The organism is Nonomuraea sp. CX421, assembly GCF_059358955.1.
The window spans coordinates 14,407-36,766 of sequence record NZ_JCADBK010000021.1; the positions used below are offsets into that span (position 1 = coordinate 14,407).

Genomic DNA, 22,360 nt, shown 5'->3' on the forward strand with positions numbered 1-22,360 from the left:
TGGGACGCGCGGGCGGGCGGCTTCGCCGCTCTCGGGGGCGGGTCGTCAACGCGCCTCACCTGTGAGGATCAACATCCACATGCGATCCGCTGGGCTGCGAAGCCACGGGCCGGCGTAGGCCACCCTGGGAGGCACGGTCTGGTGCGTGCGACGGATCACGTAGCTGCCACCGGAGGCGAGCAGCTCGTACACGATCACCCGGCATGAGCACGTGTAATCCACGACTCGGGCACGAGCCGGCGACTCGGCTGCCCAGTCAAGACAGGTCACGCGACCACCAGTGCGAGCCGGCGGGTGGGGCGCGAGCTGCGGGCATGGCCAAGCGTCCAGCTCCACATCGAGAACCTCGGTCATAGCGGCAACCCTCCCCATCGCGTTGTGGCAACGTTTCTCCACGTCAATGCTTATGAGCATATGCCTACAAGGCTATATGAGGTAGTGGGGTTGTGATGATTAACAGCTGTGATCGACTTCAGCTCCGATCGGCCCGTGCACCGGCAGCTCGCCGACATCATCCGGGCGGAGATCGTCGCCGGCAGGCTGAAGCCTGGTCAGGCGCTCCCCTCCGAGACCCGGCTCATGCAGGAGTACGAGCTTGGCCGCGTCGCCGTACGGCAGGCGCTGGGGGTTCTACGGGGCGAGGGACTGGTCGTCACCGTGAAGCGTGAAGGCTCCTACGTCCGGCCGCAGGTGCCCGTTGAGCGGGTGACCGTCGAAGGGGCCGCGGAGGTCAGCGCTCGCATGCCGTCTCCCGATGAGCGGAAGGAGCTGGACATCCCTGAGGGGGTGCCGGTGTTCGTGCTCAAGCAGCCCCGCAAGCACAACCGCATCCTGCCCGCTGACCGGACGGTCCTGGTCTGGGACGAAGACGGCGAGTAAGCGATCAGCGACGGTAGTTCCGGCAACCGGACAACAGGATGAACAGCTCCAAAGAACCCGGCGCTGAGCACTGACTCGACGAACCATCCCCGCGTGCGCGGGGAGCACCAGGCCGCCGCAGCGGGCGTGACCATGGTGCAGGGGACCATCCCCGCGTGCGCGCTGCGGTGGTGGCGGAGCCTGGATAAGTAGCTGCGCGAGTTTCGGCGAGTTTCGCGCGTGTCGAAAAGTCGCTGAAAGTGGAAACTCGCGCACGTGTGACCTGCGGGAAGGCGTTCCGGATGCCGGCGTGAACGCTAGGGGCGTGCTGGAAGTTTTGAAAATGGGCAGAAACTCTGGCACGCCGCTACGATGCTTGCAGGGCATGTCTCGCGGGAGACATGGTCGGAAGCAGGGAGATGCCCCCGCCCGAAGATTGCGTCAGCAGGCGGGGACACCTCGTGAGCGGCTTCAGGTGGACCGTCGTCTATCTGAAGCCGTTTCTGTTGACCAGCCAGTCCACCACGATCAGGACCGCTCTGACTCCGAGCGCTATCCATTCGATCCGCTTAGGCTGCTCGTCGCGTTCCCGCTCTGGCATGTGCCGCCCCTCATTCCAGACTGTTTGCGTCTGAGATCGATCGATCCCCGGGGGAACGACTGATCGAGGGCCGCTACTGCTTCAGCGGACAGGCAAAAGCTTAGACGTCTTGGAGTCGCGGAATCGGGGTTGCAAACATACTCGCCAATCAGATCGTCCGCGTAGTTCCGCGAGGGTCCGCAGAACTTCGGAGTCAGGCAATTGCTATTCCATGTTATCGCAGGTCAGATCGCACAAACTAATAGATGTGTGAAATGGGTCACACTTGGGCCGTGTTCGCGGTTCCTTCGCACATCCACCCCATCCAACGCGGACGCTAACCCCTCTGACTAGGCATCCTGCATCGCCATGGCGGCGCAGCGACACAACGACCAGACGTTCCAGGCGTGGGCCGTACGCGAGGAGCACCTGGTCCGTCTCTGGCAGAACTTCACCGTCCAGGGACCAGCCCCGCGTGCGCGGGGAGCACCAAATCGCGTCCGCCGCGCAGATCACGCCCGCGGGACCATCCCCGCGTGCGCGGGGAGCACAGCTGAGCGAACCGGTCGACGTCAGCCGTCCGGGGACCATCCCCGCGTGCGCGGGGAGCACTACCTTTGGCCCGGCCGAGGGGCCTTCCTCGTGGGACCATCCCCGCGTGCGCGGGGAGCACAAGGTGAGCACTTCGGAGAACTGGGCGCGGGCGGGACCATCCCCGCGTGCGCGGGGAGCACCGCACCACCACCGTCGCCCCCTCGGTGTCCAGGGGACCATCCCCGCGTGCGCGGGGAGCACTCTGTGGGCGACGTGGCCGAGGCCGAGGTGTCGGGACCATCCCCGCGTGCGCGGGGAGCACGTGGAATACAGCGTGACGGGGATGCGCGCGAAGGGACCATCCCCGCGTGCGCGGGGAGCACGACCTGCTGCGGCGGTTGCGGGAGGCGAACGGGGGACCATCCCCGCGTGCGCGGGGAGCACGAGTCGAAGACGTTGACGCGGATCGAGCGGCTGGGACCATCCCCGCGTGCGCGGGGAGCACTTCCGCTTCACCGGCAATCAAAAGTCGTGGGCGGGACCATCCCCGCGTGCGCGGGGAGCACAAACTGGCTCAGCCCCGCATAATCACCGCCTCGGGACCATCCCCGCGTGCGCGGGGAGCACTTCGACTCACTAAACGGAGTATCAGTGAACATGGGACCATCCCCGCGTGCGCGGGGAGCACTCGACGCCGGTCTCGGTGCTGTCCAATGCCTCGGGACCATCCCCGCGTGCGCGGGGAGCACGAAGCATGCGCTCCTCCTGCAGTCCGCCCGTTGGGACCATCCCCGCGTGCGCGGGGAGCACGTGAGCGCCGAGGGCGCCGTGGCCAGGATCAAGGGACCATCCCCGCGTGCGCGGGGAGCACTTCTGGGCTGAGGGCGACCTTGACGGCACGGAGGGACCATCCCCGCGTGCGCGGGGAGCACCGCCGGGTGGGGGTGGCGCCGTTGCGGGCTTTGGGACCATCCCCGCGTGCGCGGGGAGCACACTGCCTGACCTGGGACGCTACCGACGGAGAACGCGAAATTCGAGCACTTTCAAAGGTTCCGACATTTCGGGCAATCGACCGACCTTCCGTGTTCGCCAAGCCACCGCAGGGTGCGCCATCGGAGCTCATCCCGACCAACCGCACCCATGATCGACCTTCGGGATCGCTACTCCCGATCGAGGCAATGTTCCATACAGAAGCATCGGACACTGGGGGCGACACGATCAACCATCATACCCTTGCGGAAATACGGCTATTTGTACATATGTCAGGAAATGTGAATTACGCCCCGGATGTAGGCATGGACTCGGGAGCGTTTCCGGTTAGAAGTATTCGAATCCGTAGAACTTTCCTGAGTTGCTGGTCTTTAATGGGCTCCATGCTCAACGAGGAGCCGTCCAACTGCTGGGCTGTTGATGATCTTTCGGCCACCGCCTGGACGGTTTGGGCTAAGCATGATCGGGCTACTGACGGCTGGCTGCCTCTGTGGCGTCATATGACCGACAGCGGAGCTGTCGCGGGGCTGCTATGGGACCAATGGATGCCTCTGCAGGTGAAGCGGGTGATCGCAGAGGCGCTGCCGAGCGGCTTAGAAGACGGGCGTCGGCTGGCGATCTGGCTGGCCACTACTCACGACATCGGCAAGGCAACCCCGGCGTTCGCCTGCCAGGTCGAACCACTTGCGGATGCCATGCGGGCAGCGGGCTTGGGCATGCCGCCACATAAGCAACTACTTGATCGCAAGCTTGCTCCGCACGGCCTCGCCGGTCAGACGCTTCTGCGCGACTGGTTAATGGAGCGACACGGCTGGGCGCGGTCGGCCACTACCCAGTTCACGATTATCGCCGGGGGTCACCACGGCGTACCGCCGACCAATCAGGACATTCAAGCATTGAACGTCCATCCACAGCTACTACGCTCGCCCGGCAGTGTCTCGCAGTGGCGGGACGTGCAATGGGAAATCTTGGACCGCTGCGCCGAGGTGTGTGGGGTCAGCGAAAGGCTGGCTAGTTGGCAGGCGGTGAAGCTGGCTCAGCCGGCCCAGGTACTGCTGAGCGGGTTGGTCATCGTCGCTGACTGGATCGCGAGCAATCCTGATCTGTTCCCGTATTTTCCTGACGCGGGACGCCAATCACAGCGGCAGCGGGTGGAGGCGGCATGGCGCGGCCTTGACCTCCCCGCTCCGTGGCAAGCGTGCGAAGCCACCGACGAGCCGGCGGAACTCTACGCTTCCCGTTTCCGGTTTCCGAGCGGAGCTCGTGTCCGCCCCGTACAAGAGCAGGCGGTTGGCGTGGCACGGGCGATGTCGTCCCCCGGCTTGCTGATGATTGAGGCGCCGATGGGGGAAGGCAAGACCGAAGCCGCGCTCGCGGTCGCCGAGATCTTCGCCGCTCGGTCTGGAGCGGGAGGCTGCTTCATCGCGTTGCCGTCCATGGCGACGGGCAACGCGATGTTCCCTCGAATGCTGGACTGGCTACAACGCCTTCCCGACGTGCGCGCCGCTCGTGGGGCGCATTCGGTACTGCTGGCGCACTCGAAGGCGGCACTCAACGAGGACTATGCCGAGTTGATGCTTGCTGGCCGACGCCAGATCCGCGGGGTTGAGCTGGACGGCAGCGGAGATGAATGGCGCCCCCGGGGAGATCAGATCAGCAGCTCCGCCGAGTTGGTGGCCCACCAGTGGCTGCGCGGCAGGAAGAAGGGGATGCTGTCGTCGTTCGTGGTGGGCACGATCGACCAACTGCTCTTCATGGGGTTGAAGAGTCGCCATCTGGCCCTGCGTCACCTCGCGTTGGCGGGCAAGGTGATCATCATCGACGAGGCACACGCCTACGACACGTACATGAACTCCTATCTGGATCGGGTGTTGTCGTGGTTGGGCGCGTACCGGGTTCCGGTGGTGGTGTTGTCGGCCACGCTTCCAGCAGGGCGCCGACAGGAACTCGCCAAGGCGTACGCGGGACAGGATACGGACGACGTCGATTTCGCCGCGGTGGGAGCCGCACGTGGTTACCCGCTCTTGACGGCCGTCGAGCCGAATCGCCCGGTGGTCCTCAGGGTCGTCGCTGGGTCCGGCCGCACGACCGATGTACATCTTGAGCGGTTGACTGACGATCTCGCCGTGCTGGGCGACAGGCTTGAGGATGAACTGGCCGAGGGCGGATGCGTCCTGGTGGTGCGCAACACCGTTGCCCGGGTGCTGGAGGCTGCGGCCTATCTCCGTGAGCGGTTCGGTGACGACGCGGTCAGTGTGGCACACGCTCGGTTCGTCGACCTGGATCGCGCGGAGAAGGACGCTGATCTGCTGGAACGGTTTGGCCCGCCGGAAACGAGCCGAGGCAATCGGCCCTCAGAAGCGCACATCGTGGTGGCCAGCCAGGTCGCCGAACAGTCGCTCGACATCGACTTCGACCTACTGGTGTCCGACCTGTGCCCTATCGATCTGCTCCTGCAGCGGATGGGCCGCTTGCACCGGCACCTTCGAGGCAAAGACCAGCATGATCGACCGCGACCCCTGCGTACGGCTCGCTGTCTGCTCACAGGCGCGGACTGGGACGCGATTCCTGTGGAGCCAGTCCGCGGCTCCACGCTGATCTATCGACGGCATGCGCTACTCCGATCCGCCGCGGTGCTTGAGCCATACCTGTCAGGAACTGCCGAGACCGGACATGTCGTGCGCCTACCGGAGGACATCAGCCCTCTTGTCCAGTCTGCGTACGGAGTTGATCCCGTGGGACCGCCGGAATGGCAGAAGGCCATGGCTCAAGCACGTGAGGACCACGATCTGCACCAGGCGAAGCAAGACAGCAAGGCACACGATTTTCAGATCAACGCGGTCGGTAAGGCCGGCCGAGCGCTGGTCGGCTGGGTCGATGCCGGCATCGGGGACGCCGACGACACACGGCGTGGGCGTGCCCAGGTCCGCGATAGCCGCGAGTGCCTGGAGGTGCTGGTCGTCCACCGCCGAGCGGATGGGTCGCTGGCCACGCTGCCGCACTTGAGCGAAGGACGCGGCGGGCTGGAATTGCCCACGGATTCGGTTCCCGAGACCAGGCTCTCGCGCATCGTAGCCGGCTGTGGCCTGCGGCTGCCCTTCGTCTTCTCTCTCCCCGGAGTCCTTGACCAGGCGATCGAGGAACTGGAGGGCGAATACGTCGCAGCGTGGCAGTCCAAGGAGTGCCACTGGCTGGCCGGCGAGCTGATCCTCGTGCTGGACGAGAACTGTCGGACCAGCCTGGCAGGTTACGACCTGCGTTACACCCCTACCGATGGCCTGGAGGTAACTCGTGCCGCGTGACCTTGGCCTGCCGTCGTTCGATCTGACCAGTCAGCGATGGCTGCCGGTGCAGCGCTGCGACGGCAGGGAGGATGAACTGTCGTTGCGCGAGGTCTTCAGCCAGGCCGACCAGTTGCGACGCGTGGTCGGTGACGTACCCACCCAGGAGTTCGCGCTGCTGCGCTTACTACTGGCGATCGTTCACGATGCGATCGACGGTCCCGGCGATCTCGAAGAGTGGCAAGAGCTGTGGGACCACGGACTACCTGTCGACCGCATTACCTCATATCTGGACACGCACCAGGCCCGCCTGGACCTGCTACATCCTGAGCAGCCCTTCTTCCAGACAGTGAACCGCGCCGGGTTTGTTGGAGACCGGGTTACGTGGCTGGGGCGAGAGTAGCTGGGTTGATCTCTGCGCGGTAGAGGGCTTCGTATTCGGCGGGTGGAAGGTCCTGGCAGGCGCTGTGGAGGCGGCGGTTGTTGTACCAGTCGACCCATTCCATGGTGGCGATCTCGACGTGGTCCAGGCCCTTCCACGGGCCGCGGCGGTGGATCAGTTCGGTCTTGTACAGCCCAATGGTGCTTTCGGCCAGGGCGTTGTCGTAGCTGTCCCCGCGGGAGCCGACCGAGCTGACCGCGCCGGCGTCGGCGAGCCGGTCGGTATAGCGAATGGACAGATATTGGCAGCCGCGGTCGGAGTGATGCACCAGCCCGTCGAGCGTGTCGGCCTGGCCGCCGCGGCGCCAGATCGCCATCTCCAGCGCGTCCAGCGGCAGGTCGGTACGCAGATGGTCGGTCAGCCGCCAGCCGACGATCATCCGGGAGAACACGTCGATGACGAATGCGGCGTAGACGAACCCGGACCAGGTGTGGATGTAGGTCAGATCGGCGACCCACAGCCGGTTCGGCGCCAGCGCGGCGAAGTCCCGCTCGACCAGGTCGGCCGGGCGCGGGCACAGCGGCTCGGCGATGGTCGTGCGGCGCTTGTGATCGCCGCGGACCGCGCCGGACAGCCCGAGCCGGCGCATCAGCCGGGCAACCGTGCAGCGTGCCACGGCCACGCCCTGGCGGTTGAGCGCCTTCCACATCTTGCGCACCCCGTACACCTCGAAGTTGTCGTTCCACAATCGGATGATCTCGGCCGACAGCTGCTCATCGCGCTGCTCGCGGGCCGAGGGCGGCCGATTCCTGGCGGCGTAGTACGTCGCCGGCGCGAGATCGAGCACCTGGCAGATCGGCTCGACGCCGAACTGTTCGCGATGAGCGTCGATGAAGGCCACTATCTGGGCGGTCGGGGGTCGAGTTCCCGGGCGAAAAAAGCGGCCGCCGACTTCAAGATCTCATTGGCCCGGCGCAACTCACGGACCTCCCGCTCGAGCTCGGCGATCCGCTGCGCATCGACTGTTGAGGTGCCCGGACGCTGTCCTCCGTCGACCTCGGCCTGACGGACCCAGCCGCGCAACGCCTCGCGGTGCACGCCGAGCTGCTGGGCTACCCGGGCGATGGCACCTGGCGCGTTACCGGTCTGCTCGCGGATCTCAAAGACCATCCGCACCGCACGCTCGCGTACTTCCTGCGGGTACTTCCTGGGGGCTGGCATCGCGTGTGATCTCCCTTCCGCCAGCACGATCATGCTGGCTTCGGGGTCTCCAAGAAAGTCGGAGCGGTTCACAGCCAACCTGCGCACCTCCAATGGCGAGACGGGTTCGCTGGACCGGATCGTCGCTGACGTCCCCAACGGCATGCCGTTCTTCACCATGCGGGCCCATGGCGTCGATCGCCTCGGCTTCGCCGAGGCTGCCAGGTGGCTCGTGCACGCCCATGCCTTCGACACCTCCGGAATCAAGACCGGCGTGCTCGGTGACTCCCGGGTCAAGGGCGGCAAGGCGTACCCGCAGGGCGTGGCGTGGGCCGGCAACCTGGGCGGCGTCATGATCGAGGGTGAGAACCTGCGGCAGAGTCTGCTGCTCAATCTGATCGCCTTCGACACCGACAACCTGCGCGGCGACCCTGTACGTGATCAGCCCGCCTGGCGGCGCCTACCGGACAAGCCGGGACAGGCCGACCCAGCGCAGTTGAGCAGCCGCCCCACCGGCATACGGGACTTGTACACCTGGCAGTCACGCAGAGTACGGTTCACGTTCGATGCCGAGGGCGTATCGGGGGTCATTCTCACCTACGGCGATCCGCTCCCCCCGCCGAACATGCACCAACGCGAGCCGATGACCGGTTGGCGGCGCAGTCCCGCGCAGGAGAAGAAGCTCGGCCTGCCTCAGGTCTATTGGCCGCGTGAACACGATCCGAGCCGGAGCGCTTGGCGAGGGTTGGGCGCCTTGATCGCCGGTCGCGCCCCTGGAGCCGAGCAACGCGGAGAGGCTGCGGGCATCGTCCGGCCGCGCATCCTGGATTGGGCCGCCCGGCTCACCGTCGAAGGTGAGCTTCCGATGGATTTCTTGATCCGAGCGCGGCTGTTCGGCGTGGTGTACGGCGTCCAGCAGTCCGTGATCGACGAGATCATCGACGATGCGTTGGCGATGCCTTTGGTGCTGCTGCACCAGGAGGACAGCCGCCTCGCCCAGGCCGCCATCGATGCGGTCTCTGACTCCGAGAACGCGGTGACCGTACTTGGTGATCTGGCCTCCGACCTGGCTCGGGCAGCTGGAGCTGAGAGCGAGCCAGCCAAGGAGGCCGCGCGCGGTGCCGGCTTCGCCACCCTCGATGGAGCGTTCCGAGACTGGCTGGCAGCACTCCGCCCTGCAGACGATCCCGCGAAACAGAGGTCAGGCTGGCAAGGGCAAGCACATCGCATCATCAGCCGCCTGGGTGACGAACTGCTGCGAGCGGCGGGCGATGCCGCCTGGGAAGGACGCGTCATCGAAACGAAGAAGGGCCAGGAACTCTGGCTGAGTGCGTCACAGACAGACCTGGCTTTCCGCACCCGGCTACGCACGGCACTGCCGGCAGCCGTGATCGCCGGTCCTCCTGAAGGCAACGGTCAACCACAGAACGTGGAGGCATGATCATGGCCACAGCCCCTCGCCGGGTAGCCGACATCGTCGGAGACATCGCCGGCGGGTACATCGCTGAGCTGCAGAAAGGCTATCTCGACGACAGGAGCGCGGCGGTCGCGGCTTTGGCACAGCTCAGACGCGGCGCGGGCAAAGTGCCGGAGGACGTCCCGGAGCTGTGGGGCATGGCCGGCACCGAACGGCTGTACACGGAAAGAAGCCTCAGTGACGACGAGGCCACCAAGGCAGAGGCCGCGCTGTTCCTGGCTGTGACCCTGTACGCGCTGCATCAGCAATCCCGTCCAGAGCAGCGAATGCACCGTTCAGATTTCGAACTCGGAGCGGCTGTGCGCCGTCTCATGCCGGCTGGCTCCATCGATGAGCCGATCCGGCGACGCTTCGTACGAGTCGGGACCGCCACCACCCGCCAGGCGCTCGCCTATCGGCTACGGGAGATCATCACACTCCTGCGCGGCCAGTCGATCCCGCTCGACTATGAACTCTTGGCCCGGCAGCTCTACCAGGCACAGCACCCCGACGGATTGCGCCAAGTACGCCAAAGCTGGGGCCGCAGCTTCCACGCATATCGATCCGACACCTCCCGGCCCGAAATCCCTGCTAACCCTGACACCCCGGCAGACAAGGACACTCGATGACCCGTACCGTGCTCGAACTCCACGTGCTGCAGACCGTTCCGCCGAGCTGCCTGAACCGCGACGACACCGGTACGCCCAAGAGCGCCATCTACGGCGGAGTGCGTCGCGCCCGGGTCTCCAGCCAGGCGTGGAAGCGCGCCACCCGACGCGACTTCCACAACATGCTGAACCCCAGCGACCTCGGCGTCCGTACCCGCAAGGTGGCCGAGCTGCTGGCCGAACGGATCAGACGGCTGGACGGGACGATCGAGCAGGGTCAGGCATGGGCACTGGCGGCTGAGGCCGTCCAGGTCGCAACTGGCTCCAAGATCGAGGCACCCAAGCGTAAGTCGGAAACGACCAAGGCAAAGTCGGACGCCGATCCCGCGCCCGAGTCGAAGTATCTGATGTTCCTCAGCTCTCACCAATTGGATGGCCTGGCCGAACTCGCGGTCAAGGCACACGGCGCTCCCAAGGACTTCTTCAAGGACAAAGCCGTCAAGGAGCAGGCCAAGAAGATCGCGAACAGCCGACACTCAGTCGACATCGCGCTGTTCGGCCGCATGGTGGCCGACGGTGCAGACATCAATGTCGACGCCGCCGCCCAGGTGGCGCATGCCATCAGCGTGCATCAGGTGGACATCGAGTCCGACTACTACACCGCCGTCGACGACTACAAGAACAGGGACACCGACGACCTGGGCGCAGGCATGATCGGCACGGTGGAGTTCAACTCTGCCACCCTCTACCGCTATGCCGCCGTCGACGTCGACCTCCTGTCCAAGAACCTTGGCAAGGGACTACGGGATGACGAGCCCGTCACCGAACCCGTCCGCCGAGCCGTCGAGGCGTTCGTCGAGAGCTTCCTCACCTCGCTACCCACTGGGAAGATCAACACCTTCGGTAACCACACCCTGCCGGACGCGGTAGTGGTCAAGGTGCGTTCGTCTCGCCCGATCAACTTCGTCGCGGCATTCGAGGAGCCGTGCCGGGCGGAGCCGGAGACCGGCGGGCACCTCCGGCAGGCATCGCAGGCCCTTGCCAGCTACATCCTTGAGGTCGAACAGGCCTATGGCATGGCCGAAGATGCGCCGAGCTGGGTGCTCCGGGTAGGCAAGAACACCGAAGCACTGTCCGGGCTCGGCATCACGGTGTCACTGCCGGAGCTGATCTCGGCGATCGGCGCAGAGGTCGTCCGGCGACAGGACGGGGCATGAGCGTCCTATTGATGCAACTGGCCGGCCCCTTGCAATCTTGGGGGGCATCCTCACGCTTCGCCCGACGCTCCACCGAGCCAGCGCCCACGAAGAGCGCCGTCATCGGACTACTCGCCGCAGCCCAGGGCCGGCAGCGCTCCGATGACATGGCCGATCTGGCGGCGCTGCGCTTCGGCGTCCGGGTTGACCAGAGAGGGACGGTGCTACGCGATTTCCAGACCGCGCACCACTTCGTCAGTGGAGATTCGCTCCCTATTTCGGACCGCTTTTACCTGGCCGATGCAGTCTTCGTGGCGGGGGTGGAAGGAGACGAAGGACTGATCGATTCCCTGCATGCCGCGCTACGCAATCCGGTTTTCCTTCCTTACCTGGGGCGTCGTTCCTGCCCGCCGGCGCGCCCCGTCGATCTGCGTGTCGACCACGAGAATCCCCTGGAACAAACACTGGAGCAGGAGCAATGGCGGGCCGCGCGCTGGCACCAGCGCCGCCGCCGCAATGAGCACCAGATCGGGCTGGAGACCCTCATCGAGGCCACGCCGGCCGATGGTCCCGTCGACAGCCTTCGGGACCATCCACTCAGCTTCGACCCGGTACATCGCCGCTATGCGCTGCGTGGGGTCCGCCGCGCGCAGGTGAACGTATCCAACCCGTACGCACGCCGCGATCACGACCCCACTTCCGTGCTGGAAGGTGCCTGATGTACCTCACTCGGTTTCGCCTGAACACCGCCCGGCTGGGTGCCCGTCGGTTGCTGTCGTCGCCGCAGATGCTGCACGCGGCGGTGATGGCGTCCTTCGCCGACATGCCAACCGTAGGTGGCGAGGGACCGCGGGTGCTGTGGCGCATCGATCGCAACAGCCGGGCCGAGACCTATCTCTACGTCGTCGGTCCGGACAAACCCGATCTGACGCACCTGGTCGAGCAGGCTGGCTGGCCTGAGACAGGACGTTGGCAAACCTACGACTACCAGCCGTTCCTGTCCCGACTGGCTACCGGAGACCGATGGGCCTTCCGGCTCACCGCCAATCCAGTGCACAGCATCCGCCGTAAAGACGGCGAGCCCACGAAGCTCACCGCGCACGTCAGCCAGAACCACCAGCTCCGCTGGCTACTTCAACGCCAAGACGACGCCGGCTTCAAAGTGGTCGACAAGCCGATCGAACAACAGCTCATCCCCGACCACGACCAGCATGAGCTGATAGTCCACGACCGGCGCCAGCTCTCCTTCAAGAAGCGCGGCCAGGACAAGCCAGTCACTCTGCTCACGGTCACCTTTGACGGCAGGCTGGAGGTCACCGATCCCAACGCACTGAGGCGCACCCTTACCCACGGGCTCGGCCGGGCCAAGTCGTATGGCTGCGGGCTGATGACCCTTACCGAGGCGTGAGGCGTGGCCACCATCGGCCAGCGCGGCATGTCCTCGCCGCGCGAGCTCACCCGCATGGGGGACCGCATCTCATTCATCTACCTTGAACGATGCATCCTGCACCGCGAAGACAACGCCATCACGGCCGAGGACGCGCAAGGCGTCACCCACATTCCGGCGGCCACGATCGGAACCCTGCTGCTAGGGCCCGGCACCCGCGTTACCCACCAGGCCATGAGCCTCCTGGGTGACAGCGGAGCCGGAGTGGTGTGGATCGGCGAACAAGGGGTGCGCTTCTACTCGGGCGGAAGATCGCTTAATCGCTCCTCCTCACTCGTCGAAGCACAAGCGACCAAGTGGGCCAACCGCCGAAGCCGGCTTGAGGTGGCCCGCGAGATGTACCGCATGCGCTTCCCGAACGAGAACCCCGACGGGCTCACCCGGCACGAACTTCTCGGCCGAGAAGGGCGCAGGGTCAAGGAGTGCTACCGCAGGGAAGCCGAAAGAGCCGGACTTCCGTGGAACGGCAGAATCTATGTTCCCGGCGACTTCAGCGCGGGCGACCCCGTCAACCAAGCCGTCACCGCGGCCGCCCAGTGCATGTACGGCATCGCACAGACCACCGTTGCCGCGCTGGGCTGCGCCCCTGGGCTCGGCTTCATCCACTCAGGCCACGAACTGGCCTTCGTCCTGGACATCGCCGATCTCTACAAGACGGAAATCGCCATCCCGATCGCCTTCGACGTTGCCGCGGAAGGCCACGAAGACGTTGGCTCCCATACGCGCCGAGCAATCCGCGACCACATCAACAAGGTCGGCCTCCTGAAGCGCTGCGTGAACGACGTCAAGCACCTCGTCCTCCTGGACGACGCGGAGAACACCCCGACCGACGACGACACCGATCGCGTGACCCTACAGAGCGACCACGGCATCGAGGTGGAGTCCGGCCGTAACTACGCCGACGATGACGGCAGTGAGGTCCCCTGGTGACCGTCATCGTGCTTACTCGCTGCCCAACGGGATTGCGCGGCTTCCTGACACGCTGGCTGATGGAGATCTCTCCCGGCGTCTTCATCGGCGGCCCGTCGGCACGGATTCGGGAAGCCCTCTGGCTAGAGGTGCAGGAGTACGCCGACACGGGACGAGCGCTGCTTGCCTACACCACCGACAACGAGCAGGGGTTCGCCTTCGAAACGCACGATCATAAGTGGCACCCCATCGACCACGAGGGTCTTATCTTGCTGCGCCGACCCAAGGAACAGCCTGTGGCTTCTGGGGCGACTCCTCCACGCAACTGGAGCAAGGCCGGCAAGCGACGCCGATACGGACAACGCTAACCGGGCATCTGAGAATGCCCTGCCCTAGACGCACCTTGGACTACCAGATGAGGCCGCTCTCAACGATGTCCATAATGTCCGATTCCTTGAAAGTGCTCGAAACTCGCTCCTCCTCCGGATAAAGGCGCAGGTCAGCGAGAGTGCTCCCCGCGCACGCGGGGATGGTCCCGGCAAGGGCACGCTGCGCGACGCCCTCGCCCAGTGCTCCCCGCGCACGCGGGGATGGTCCCGAGGTCGCGCCGGGCGTCTGGATCGTGAAATCGTGCTCCCCGCGCACGCGGGGATGGTCCCGGCTCGGAAAAGCGCAGCAGGGTGAACGGGCCGTGCTCCCCGCGCACGCGGGGATGGTCCCGCCGATGAGGGCCGTGGCTGGCTCGAACTTCGGTGCTCCCCGCGCACGCGGGGATGGTCCCGAGGTCTGCGGTTGACACCTTCGCCGTGTCGAGTGCTCCCCGCGCACGCGGGGATGGTCCCGCGGGTTTCACCGGCGACGGACTCGTGTGGGCGTGCTCCCCGCGCACGCGGGATGGTCCTGAGGACATGACGGTTTCCTTCGGGGGGAGAGGGTGCTCCCCGCGCACGCGGGGATGGTCCCTGGCGCTCCGTGGCCAGCTCCACGGCGCTGGAGTGCTCCCCGCGCACGCGGGGATGGTCCCGGACCGCGAACGGGGTTCGGGGGGTGGGGTGCGTGCTCCCCGCGCACGCGGGGATGGTCCTGTCGCCCCATACTCCGAGTGTGAGAGTGGCGGGTGCTCCCCGCGCACGCGGGGATGGTCCCCTGTCGTATCCGAAGCTGGTGTCGATGGACGAGTGCTCCCCGCGCACGCGGGGATGGTCCCCGCGATCACCCGCACCCACCGGGCCGTCGTCTGTGCTCCCCGCGCACGCGGGGATGGTCCCGGTTCGAGATGCTCGCGCGCGGCGCGCACGAAGTGCTCCCCGCGCACGCGGGGATGGTCCCACTTCCGGCTCGTTCCACACCCAGATCACGTCGTGCTCCCCGCGCACGCGGGGATGGTCCCCATGGCCCGGTGGCACGAAGTAGCAACATCACGTGCTCCCCGCGCACGCGGGGATGGTCCCGCCTCGCACGTCTCGCTGGCGTGGTAAAAGTCGTGCTCCCCGCGCACGCGGGGATGGTCCCCGTCCGATCGTCGTCAAAGCGCCGTACACGCTGGTGCTCCCCGCGCACGCGGGGATGGTCCCCTCCAGTGCTGGTCACGCCCAGGGGTCCGGACGTGCTCCCCGCGCACGCGGGGATGGTCCCATGACGTCGTCGCGCGGGCTGTCGCGTGCGGTGTGCTCCCCGCGCACGCGGGGATGGTCCCGCCATCCACGCGCTGCCCTGTGTGCGCCACTTGTGCTCCCCGCGCACGCGGGGATGGTCCCGTCACCGGGTTGAAGCCGCCCTCCCGGACGGTGTGCTCCCCGCGCACGCGGGGATGGTCCCCTGGCGCCCTGATCCGCGTGTGGCCGGTCCCGGTGCTCCCCGCGCACGCGGGGATGGTCCCGGCGGCTACGCGACCGCAAGACGCCGTTCCCGTGCTCCCCGCGCACGCGGGGATGGTCCCATGTGGCCAACCTCCTTTCTGTAGTTCAAGACGTGCTCCCCGCGCACGCAGGGAGGGTCCCGGCCCCGAGGCGAGCGTGACCAGACCCTCACCTTGCTCCCCGCCTACGCGGGGATGGTCCCACATCCTTGGTCGGCTCCTGGATCGCGCCGATGTGCTCCCCGCTCACGCGGGGATGGTCCCGCAGCACCCGCTCTAGACGATGTCCGCCTGGCCCATACGCCCCAGGCGCGTGGGGACAGTCCTCGCTTGATCATGCCAAATACATGCTCAAGCTCATCCCCATCAGGAAGGTGCATGCCCCTTGACCTGGAGAAACACGCTCGTCGCTCCCCTGACTCCTAAAGCGGGTGCCGCAGGTTCGAATCCTGCCGGGGGCACTCTTCTCCATCAGGCATTCCGGCCTCTGACCTGCGGTTTCTTAGCCGCAGGTCTTTCGCTTCCCAGGCCCTCGATGGGTCGCCAAGGGCACCCGTATGCAGCCGTAGGGCCTTGATCACGGGACATATGCGGGATGATCTTGGCCTCGTATGCCCAAGCCCGGAGGGGGCCGCAGGGCCAGCGCAGCCCCAGCGACCTCCAACAACGCAACATCGCCGGACTCATCGATGTCAGATGCGGCATTGCCTCGGACTGACGAGGCCAGGCGGGATGTCAGCGCAAATACCTCATGCCTGCTGCTCAATCTCGTCGTAGCCGGCTCGCAGAAGATTGAGGCGGAGGCGGTCGGGGCCGTCCAGCCGGAGTATCTCCACGTACCACAGGACTTCCCAAAGCGCTGTGGCCGGGTTCTCGTGCAGGGCCGCAACCATGACTTTGACTGCGCGGCTCTCGACGACGAGCTGATGAGCCGGCGAACCCGGCTCCGCAGGGCCGGAATCGTGCACGGCCGCGGCCTGGGCGAGGAGATCCCGCTCTACTTGTTCCAACCGCGTCCTCACCCGTTGAGCCACCTCGCCCTGCGCTCTCAATGCTGCGAGAGTCTCTTCCACCAGCGGAGCCGCCAATCCGGCCCGATTACCCACCAACTCCGCGGCGTAGGCGGCCATATCCCTGAGTCTCTCCTGTGCAGGGTCCTCGACCAGCGCCGCTAACCGCAGGTCCTCGGCCAGAAGGGCGCGCTGCTCCCGCAGATACGCATCCCGCTCGTCATCGACTGCAGTGTCGCAAAGGTCAGGAGAGGCCTGGACGATCGCGCTGAGCCGAGGCCCGCTGAACCAGTCCGCGCTGAGGCGTTGACCCGCGACGGTCTCCGCTAGCCTCAGCGCACCAACCCGCCAATCCTCCTCCAGCTCGGCGACGCCTTCCCAACGTCGAAGGAATCCCTCGTCGCCGTCCCCTTCCTCCGGATCGAGCAGGTCGATGACAGCGACTATGCGCCCATGCTCGGCGTAGGCGATCTGAGCATCGCCGTTCATGTTCCAGAAGACGCTCATGGCCCGGCCAGCGCTCGACAGATCGGCCAACACCGGCAGGCGTGAGCCTTGGAACCCGTTGGGTTCGACGATGAGGGTCCACCGCCCCAACCTTCCGGAGAGGGCAGAGCCCGAACTTCGCGGAACGCGGCATAGGCGGTCGCGACCGTCTCGGGGAAATCGCGGCGGGTGATCGTCTGGGGCAGGCCGCCGATTCTTAGACTAGTCTAGCGCATAGCATTCCTCTATTGCTTAAACTCTTGGCTGTTCACAGAAGTCACACGCCCGATACGAAAAACGGGACCTTCGGGATCAATCTCGAGACATCGTGCAGCGCCGTCAACGAGCGTCTTGGACTTCGCCATGTCTCTCCAGTGGATGAACCCTCCTGTAAGGACTACCCGATCGCCCTGCAGGATTTGCCCGACAGAAGGCAAGTCAATGCCCTGTTTTCCGTCAACAACTATTGGCCTCGCGCCTACCGGCCAGACAGGCAGGACACTTTTCGGTGGCGAATTATAATTGAGCACTAAACAGTGATGGACGGAGTCGTAGGCCAGCGTGGCTGTAAGGCTTGCCTTCATCGTCTGCGTATACGTGTGTCTGACAATGAGCGGACCCCTACTCATCTTCGTGTCCTCACCGGGAGCATCCGAGCACGCGGCGAGACTGAAAAGAGCGAGCGCAACGAGTCCGTGCACTAGACGAGATGCGCCGTTGAAGTCATGAGGCGTTGAGCTCATGGGGCCAGTAAATCACAAAATGTCCTGATGAGAGGCGCGTGAACACCCGGCACGCCAGCCGGAAGAGTGGTACTGATGGCGAGCGAAGACCGGCTATGAGGAGCCCAACGCCTGCAGTCGGGGTACCTGGAATCCGGTGCCCCGACCTGGTGCCGACGCTAGTCAGCACGTATTGCAGGTCCAGACTTGCCAGGGGTTGGCAGTCCCGAAGCCGCCTGCTTTGGGGATGTTCCAGACCTTGGCATGGTACGAGTGGAGGACGCTTCCAGGCGGTTCTTCTCCAGCGTAGAGTATTCCATACGCCGTGCCGCCCCAGTACGCTGGTCCGCCACTGTCGCCGCCCAGGGTGGCGGTGTCGGTCTCGAAGTTGTCTTCGAAACCGTCATCCCATCCGACGCTTAACTGGGTGACCTTGCCGCATCTCGCTCCGAGTCCTTGCGTCGCGCTTGTTCGCCCAAATGTACACATTGGGATATTTGTGACAGCAGGAACGCTCCAGTTGGTAGCGTAGCGCGGCAGATTAAGCTCGTAATAGAAGGTGCGAGTATAGGTGAGGTCGCCTCCTTGGTATCGAGCGATATCGTAGTCTGGCGCACGGTACATCCGGCTCACAGTTGTTCTGTTATCGTCTTCAGCCGGGTGGTTGAGGTAGATGAGGTAGGGGTCGTCAGCGCAATGCTTCGCCGTTGTCGTGCCTTTGACTCCGGTCTCGCTGATGACGTTGAACCCGGCGGTGCACCATGGGGTGCCGTTTGGCAAATTGAAGTATCCTCCTCCGCGGAGGTAGTTGTCCTTCGGCTTGATCCCCAGGTCGTCGACCGTCGTAACCTTAAAGGTCACATGCGGGTTCATCGGTTGTGCGGCTTGCAGTTCGGCTCGTAAGCGATCGTAGTCGCTAGCTCGGATTCCCTTCTTCGGCTGTACTTCGAGAAGGACTGCTCCTGCCTCGGTATCGTAGCTGCCTTTAACTCTCTCGACCTCTGGGTGGGTGGCGATTGCTCGGCGCTGACTGATGCTCAGTTCTCGCAGCTCAGCCTCAGAGAATCCTCTGTTTTGGATGAGCTGCACTTCGCCGGGAAGGGTCTTCGCGAGTTCCACAGCGCGCGTTGGGATTTCTGCCTTAAACCCCATGCGGAGAGTTCGGCCGTCGTTGACGAGAGAGAATCCTGCTACGTCGTCCGGGAGTTCCTTCGTCAGTTGCACTGCGACGGCGTTAGCCGTCGGTGCCCATGCGTAGCGGTCGATCGCTTCCTCGAAGGTGATGCCCGTGGTGGTGGCGAGCCGATGGAGATCTATAAGCTCCGCGAAAGGAATCCCGTCGACCTTGATGACGGGATCGGGGACCGGCCCGTCGGGCAGTGACCGCTGGATGCCGGGATCGCTTTTCTCGATCTCGTCGGCATAGTTGTCAAGCTCCTGCTTGAGGCTGATGCCTTGTGCGCGTGCCTTCTCGGACAACTTATTAAGGGTGGGGCGCGCGGCCTTCGGTTGCTGCTCGCGCGAGAGTACCAAGCTGGGTGCGGCGAGCGAGGAAGTATCTTGAGATGGACCAGGAGTGGGTCCATCGGCCTTGGCTGCTTGAGCGATGGCAGGGGATAATGATGCCGTTATGACAACAGCAACAGCTAACGCAAGCTTCCTACTCAAAGTTCTCCTTCGCAGTATGTGATCCGAGGGTCGCGAACAGTTATTTGGCGTATCGTCCATTGCCACTACAACTTGACACGGCATTTCCCGATGATCAAGCCTTGACTTCCCGGGATTGAACGAGATGTCGGCAGCTGTAGGATCCTCCTTGCGTGAAGGTGCCCCACGGGTGGAGGTGCTGTCCAAGTGGCTCCACTCGTGGGAATTGGATTGACTCACCCATGTGGCTTCTGTTAGGCGAGCCATTGGCAGATTGCGAGCTGATCCAGCAAAAAATCAACATGTTGACTTCTGGTCTGGATTCCTGTACGAGGTTACTAGTTGAAGATTTAATTAGCGCCTGATCGTTGGCCTGGCTGTTTCGCAGGGCTGATGGACCGGCTGGCTGACTGTTTACCGCGATGGGAAACCAGTACTACATCGGTAGATCTTTAAGTCGTTCGTCAGCGTGACTGTGGGTGTATCAGCGATGGTCTGCGAGTGACCTTGTGCTTCACTTACGATCTGGTCGTGTCCTGGGATACCGAGCTCACGGCGGTGATTCTGGGTCGTGAATCAGACGACTTTGATCATATTCCGTGGCTCGTGATCACTTGTCAAGTGGTATGTAAGCATTCAACAGGGCTCAAGATCGAGTAGTGCGTGAGTGTTCTGCTGCTCGTGGGATGTCTTCGGGTGTAGGCCGGGGATGGGCGTCCGTCGTATGACGAGCTTGCCGCCCTAGTGTCCCGGTCCAGAAGTTCGTTCGCAGTAGCGGCTGATGGCGCCGATGATCTGGTCGGCGTTCTTGGTCCAGGTGAACGGGCGGGCGTTTTCGTTCCAGTGCTCAAGCCATTCCTGCAGCGCGGTGGTCCGTTCGTCGAGGGAGCAGAACACACCGCGGTCGAGGCGGCGGCGCTGCAGTTCGGCGAACCATCGCTTGACCTGGTTGATCCACGAGGAGTAGGTGGGGGTGAAGTGCAGATGAAGATCTGCACCGTCCGCCCTGGACTGCCTTTCCCCCACGCCGCCCAGGCCATCCAGGCCATCCAGGTCAAACGCCGCCGCACCGACCACTGCTCCGGCAAGACCACCATCGTCACGATCTACGCCGTCATCAGCCTCCCGCCGGGACGGATTACCCACGCCCAGCTCGCCGCCCTGATCCGCGGCCACTGGAACGTGGAAGCCCTGCACCACATCCGCGACGTCACCTACCGCGAGGACGCCTTCCGCGTCCGCACCGGCACCGCACCTCGCATCATGGCCGGCCTCCGCAACCTGGCCATCGGCCTGGCCCGCCTGCTCGGCTGGACCAACATCGCCGCCGCCACGACCACTACCGCAGCCACTCCGCCGACGGCCTTCAGCTACTCGGTTTCACAACATGAGAACGCTTCAGCCCTGAAAATTTAGATGCCTGCTTGCAGGGAGCTTATCTGTATGTAATTGCCACGCTGCAACGCGTTCGAAAAAATCGTGTTGTAGATCATAAAATGGCTGTCTCGGAATCTCAAGGGTTGATCTCAACGTATTCATCGCGAAGGCTTTCAAGTGCAACACCGCACTCGTGGGGCCATACACAGTGCGAAGCGCCCAGAATAGGGAGGATCCTTGCAGCAGTTCCGCCACCGCGCCGCCTTTGTCCTGGCAGTAGCGATCCCGATAGCTGGCTTAACCTTACCTTCGGCCTCTGCCGACAGTCCCACCCCAGAGCCGACCGTGAGCGCGGAGGCCGTCACACTCACGGCAGACACCCAGCCCACTCTAAAACGACCCACGCTGGAGATGCTGTCGAAGGAAGCGCAGGGTAAGGGAATCACGCTCATGCAGGCTCTCGACAGATATGCAGCGGACGTCATCGCCAAAACCCCGTCCGCTCAACGCGCCATGCCAGACGGGCCTGTTCCTGATCCTACGATCGACGTCGATGGCATCCCCTTTGCCGAGCTCATCGACCTCAATCGCCTCGCGGCCGCGGAGGGGATCAGCTTCGAGGAATCGATCGATCGCTACGCCTGGACTCCGCGCATCAACCCCTTCGCCGCCTCGCTCCGATCCAAATTCCCTGACGACCTTGCTGGGCTGAAGATCGCCGACGATGGTCGCGGCGCTCTCATCGCCTTCAAAGGCCAGGTCCCAGCGGAAGCTGTCAACCTCGCCAAGCAGCTTCCCGTAGAGGTCGTGCTTGTCGGCAACAAGGGATTCTCTGAAAAGGAGCTCGATCAGATCGCCCGGTCGCGTTACGACGCACTTACCGCCCACCCGGAAGTGGCCCAGGCGCAGGCCACAACAGACTTCGAGACCGGGGCCGTCACCCTCACAGCCGAGCTCAAGAGGGGGCTCGCCACAGACGGGGCAACGCTGCAGGCCACCCTCCAGCCGGAACCTCCACCCAACGACAAGATTAATGTGAGTCTCAACATTGCCGACTCAATAGGGTTCCAGCCCATCGACGACTACCTCAGAGGCGGAGGATTCCTGGAGGAGGGTGCGCCCGGAACGACACAATGCACAGCCGCCTTCAATGCGATCTCCACTTCCGACGAAAAGAACGCAGTAACCGCTCGGCACTGCGCAGGTCCTCTCTATTTCTGGTACCGGAATCACCCGGATTACTACACCCAGGGAACAACGTTAGGACGGACGGGCAACGGCGACCCATATGACCTGGCTCGCTATGGAGGCGGCAGCCTTACATACACCCGGACCTTCTACTACGACCTGAATCTGCCCCGGTACGCCAGAGACGTCCTCAACACCGCGGAGATAAATCAGCCCATTTGCTCATTCGGGAGAGCAACCGCCGGAGCCGAACGGCCCGCCCAATGCGGAAAAATCACCAGGTTCATCGCCGTAGGTGCTGCTGGCCCTCGCGGCATCGTCACGAACTACCTCATGCGGTCGGGGGACAGTGGAGGCCCGGGGTATTGGGGGTCCACAGCGATCGGAGTATCAAGCGGAATACTTCAAAGCAGCGGCGAGACGGTCTTGGCTTCGGTCAAGGGCTACTCAGCCGCGGACGGCTTCGGGACCACATGGAAGGTATGGACCTGTCCTACCTGCTGAGCGGCCTGTTGCCTCCTGCTGTTGAAGCCGTTCACCTCGCGGTACTCAACAGCAGGAGTTTGCCCGGCAGCCTGGTCTTGATGCCCAGACTTGCGAAGAAGGTCCTCATCCTCATCTCCTGATGGTT

Annotated in this window: 14 protein-coding genes, 1 pseudogene, 3 CRISPR repeat arrays and 1 other annotated feature; of the genes and pseudogenes, 12 read left to right on the top strand and 3 right to left on the bottom strand. The window is 64.4% G+C overall.

Going from position 1 to position 22,360, the window contains the following annotated elements:
* Positions 1–462: 462 nt before the first annotated feature.
* The 3 genes from AC5L3X_RS29300 (at position 463) to casA (AC5L3X_RS29310) (ending at position 6,646) form a co-directional block, all read left to right on the top strand.
* The gene (locus tag AC5L3X_RS29300) at positions 463–879 is read left to right on the top strand and encodes a GntR family transcriptional regulator (RefSeq protein ID WP_494861202.1); all 417 of its coding nucleotides are present in this window, start codon (positions 463–465) and stop codon (positions 877–879) included.
* A gap of 1,020 nt (positions 880–1,899) precedes the next feature.
* Positions 1,900–2,965: direct repeats of the CRISPR family, unit length 29 nt; unit sequence GGGACCATCCCCGCGTGCGCGGGGAGCAC.
* Between the two features lie 380 nt (positions 2,966–3,345).
* Positions 3,346–6,264: a CRISPR-associated helicase Cas3' gene (gene cas3, locus AC5L3X_RS29305; protein WP_494861204.1), complete on the top strand. Its 2,919-nt coding sequence runs from the start codon at positions 3,346–3,348 to the stop codon at positions 6,262–6,264.
* Positions 6,254–6,646 (top strand): type I-E CRISPR-associated protein Cse1/CasA, encoded by a 393-nt coding sequence (gene casA, locus AC5L3X_RS29310; RefSeq protein WP_494861206.1) that lies wholly within the window; start codon positions 6,254–6,256, stop codon positions 6,644–6,646. The genes cas3 and casA (AC5L3X_RS29310) overlap by 11 nt, the downstream gene beginning before the upstream one ends.
* Here casA (AC5L3X_RS29310) and AC5L3X_RS29315 read toward each other — a convergent pair.
* Positions 6,624–7,846, bottom strand: a protein-coding gene (locus AC5L3X_RS29315) for an IS3 family transposase (RefSeq protein ID WP_494861355.1) whose coding sequence is annotated in 2 segments (ribosomal slippage) — positions 6,624–7,567 and positions 7,567–7,846 — 1,224 coding nt in all. Because the reading frame shifts where the segments join, the coding sequence is not laid out codon by codon here. The two genes, casA (AC5L3X_RS29310) and AC5L3X_RS29315, sit on opposite strands and share 23 nt — an antisense overlap.
* Positions 7,455–7,568 (bottom strand) — a sequence feature (AL1L pseudoknot). It overlaps the preceding gene by 114 nt.
* Positions 7,847–7,877: 31 nt before the next feature.
* Between AC5L3X_RS29315 and casA (AC5L3X_RS29320) the strand changes: the two genes are divergently transcribed.
* Genes casA (AC5L3X_RS29320) through cas2e form a run of 7 tightly spaced genes read left to right on the top strand, consistent with a single transcriptional unit; the run spans position 7,878 to position 13,809 of the window.
* The gene (gene casA / locus AC5L3X_RS29320) at positions 7,878–9,266 is read left to right on the top strand and encodes a type I-E CRISPR-associated protein Cse1/CasA (RefSeq protein WP_494861208.1); all 1,389 of its coding nucleotides are present in this window, start codon (positions 7,878–7,880) and stop codon (positions 9,264–9,266) included.
* A complete protein-coding gene (gene casB / locus AC5L3X_RS29325) occupies positions 9,263–9,910 on the top strand; it encodes a type I-E CRISPR-associated protein Cse2/CasB (protein ID WP_494861210.1) in 648 nt (215 codons plus the stop codon). Before casA (AC5L3X_RS29320) ends, casB begins: the two co-directional genes overlap by 4 nt.
* Positions 9,907–11,106, top strand: coding sequence for a type I-E CRISPR-associated protein Cas7/Cse4/CasC (gene cas7e / locus AC5L3X_RS29330; RefSeq protein ID WP_494861211.1), 1,200 nt, complete (start codon positions 9,907–9,909; stop codon positions 11,104–11,106). The genes casB and cas7e overlap by 4 nt, the downstream gene beginning before the upstream one ends.
* Positions 11,103–11,804, top strand: a complete 702-nt coding sequence (gene cas5e / locus AC5L3X_RS29335) for a type I-E CRISPR-associated protein Cas5/CasD (protein ID WP_494861213.1) — start codon at positions 11,103–11,105, stop codon at positions 11,802–11,804. The genes cas7e and cas5e overlap by 4 nt, the downstream gene beginning before the upstream one ends.
* The gene (cas6e, locus tag AC5L3X_RS29340; RefSeq protein ID WP_494861215.1) at positions 11,804–12,493 is read left to right on the top strand and encodes a type I-E CRISPR-associated protein Cas6/Cse3/CasE; all 690 of its coding nucleotides are present in this window, start codon (positions 11,804–11,806) and stop codon (positions 12,491–12,493) included. The genes cas5e and cas6e overlap by 1 nt, the downstream gene beginning before the upstream one ends.
* Positions 12,494–12,496: 3 nt before the next feature.
* On the top strand, positions 12,497–13,462 hold the full coding sequence (gene cas1e, locus AC5L3X_RS29345; protein WP_494861217.1) for a type I-E CRISPR-associated endonuclease Cas1e: 966 nt from the start codon (positions 12,497–12,499) through the stop codon (positions 13,460–13,462).
* A complete protein-coding gene (gene cas2e / locus AC5L3X_RS29350) occupies positions 13,459–13,809 on the top strand; it encodes a type I-E CRISPR-associated endoribonuclease Cas2e (protein ID WP_494861218.1) in 351 nt (116 codons plus the stop codon). Before cas1e ends, cas2e begins: the two co-directional genes overlap by 4 nt.
* 140 nt (positions 13,810–13,949) lie before the next feature.
* A CRISPR array of direct repeats spans positions 13,950–14,284; the repeat unit is 29 nt; unit sequence GTGCTCCCCGCGCACGCGGGGATGGTCCC.
* A gap of 91 nt (positions 14,285–14,375) precedes the next feature.
* Positions 14,376–15,563: a CRISPR direct-repeat array (repeat unit 29 nt; unit sequence GTGCTCCCCGCGCACGCGGGGATGGTCCC).
* Between the two features lie 485 nt (positions 15,564–16,048).
* Here cas2e and AC5L3X_RS29355 read toward each other — a convergent pair.
* Positions 16,049–16,909: pseudogene (locus AC5L3X_RS29355) on the bottom strand (DUF6461 domain-containing protein); the annotation flags it as partial.
* A gap of 791 nt (positions 16,910–17,700) precedes the next feature.
* The gene (locus tag AC5L3X_RS29360; protein WP_494861220.1) at positions 17,701–18,996 is read right to left on the bottom strand and encodes a S1 family peptidase; all 1,296 of its coding nucleotides are present in this window, start codon (positions 18,994–18,996) and stop codon (positions 17,701–17,703) included.
* A 1,011-nt stretch (positions 18,997–20,007) separates the two neighbouring features.
* Between AC5L3X_RS29360 and AC5L3X_RS29365 the strand changes: the two genes are divergently transcribed.
* Positions 20,008–20,580, top strand: coding sequence for a hypothetical protein (locus tag AC5L3X_RS29365; RefSeq protein WP_494861222.1), 573 nt, complete (start codon positions 20,008–20,010; stop codon positions 20,578–20,580).
* A gap of 198 nt (positions 20,581–20,778) precedes the next feature.
* Positions 20,779–22,233 carry a chymotrypsin family serine protease gene (locus AC5L3X_RS29370; protein ID WP_494861224.1) on the top strand — a complete coding sequence of 485 codons (1,455 nt, stop codon included), beginning with the start codon at positions 20,779–20,781 and terminating at the stop codon, positions 22,231–22,233.
* Positions 22,234–22,360 lie beyond the last annotated feature (127 nt).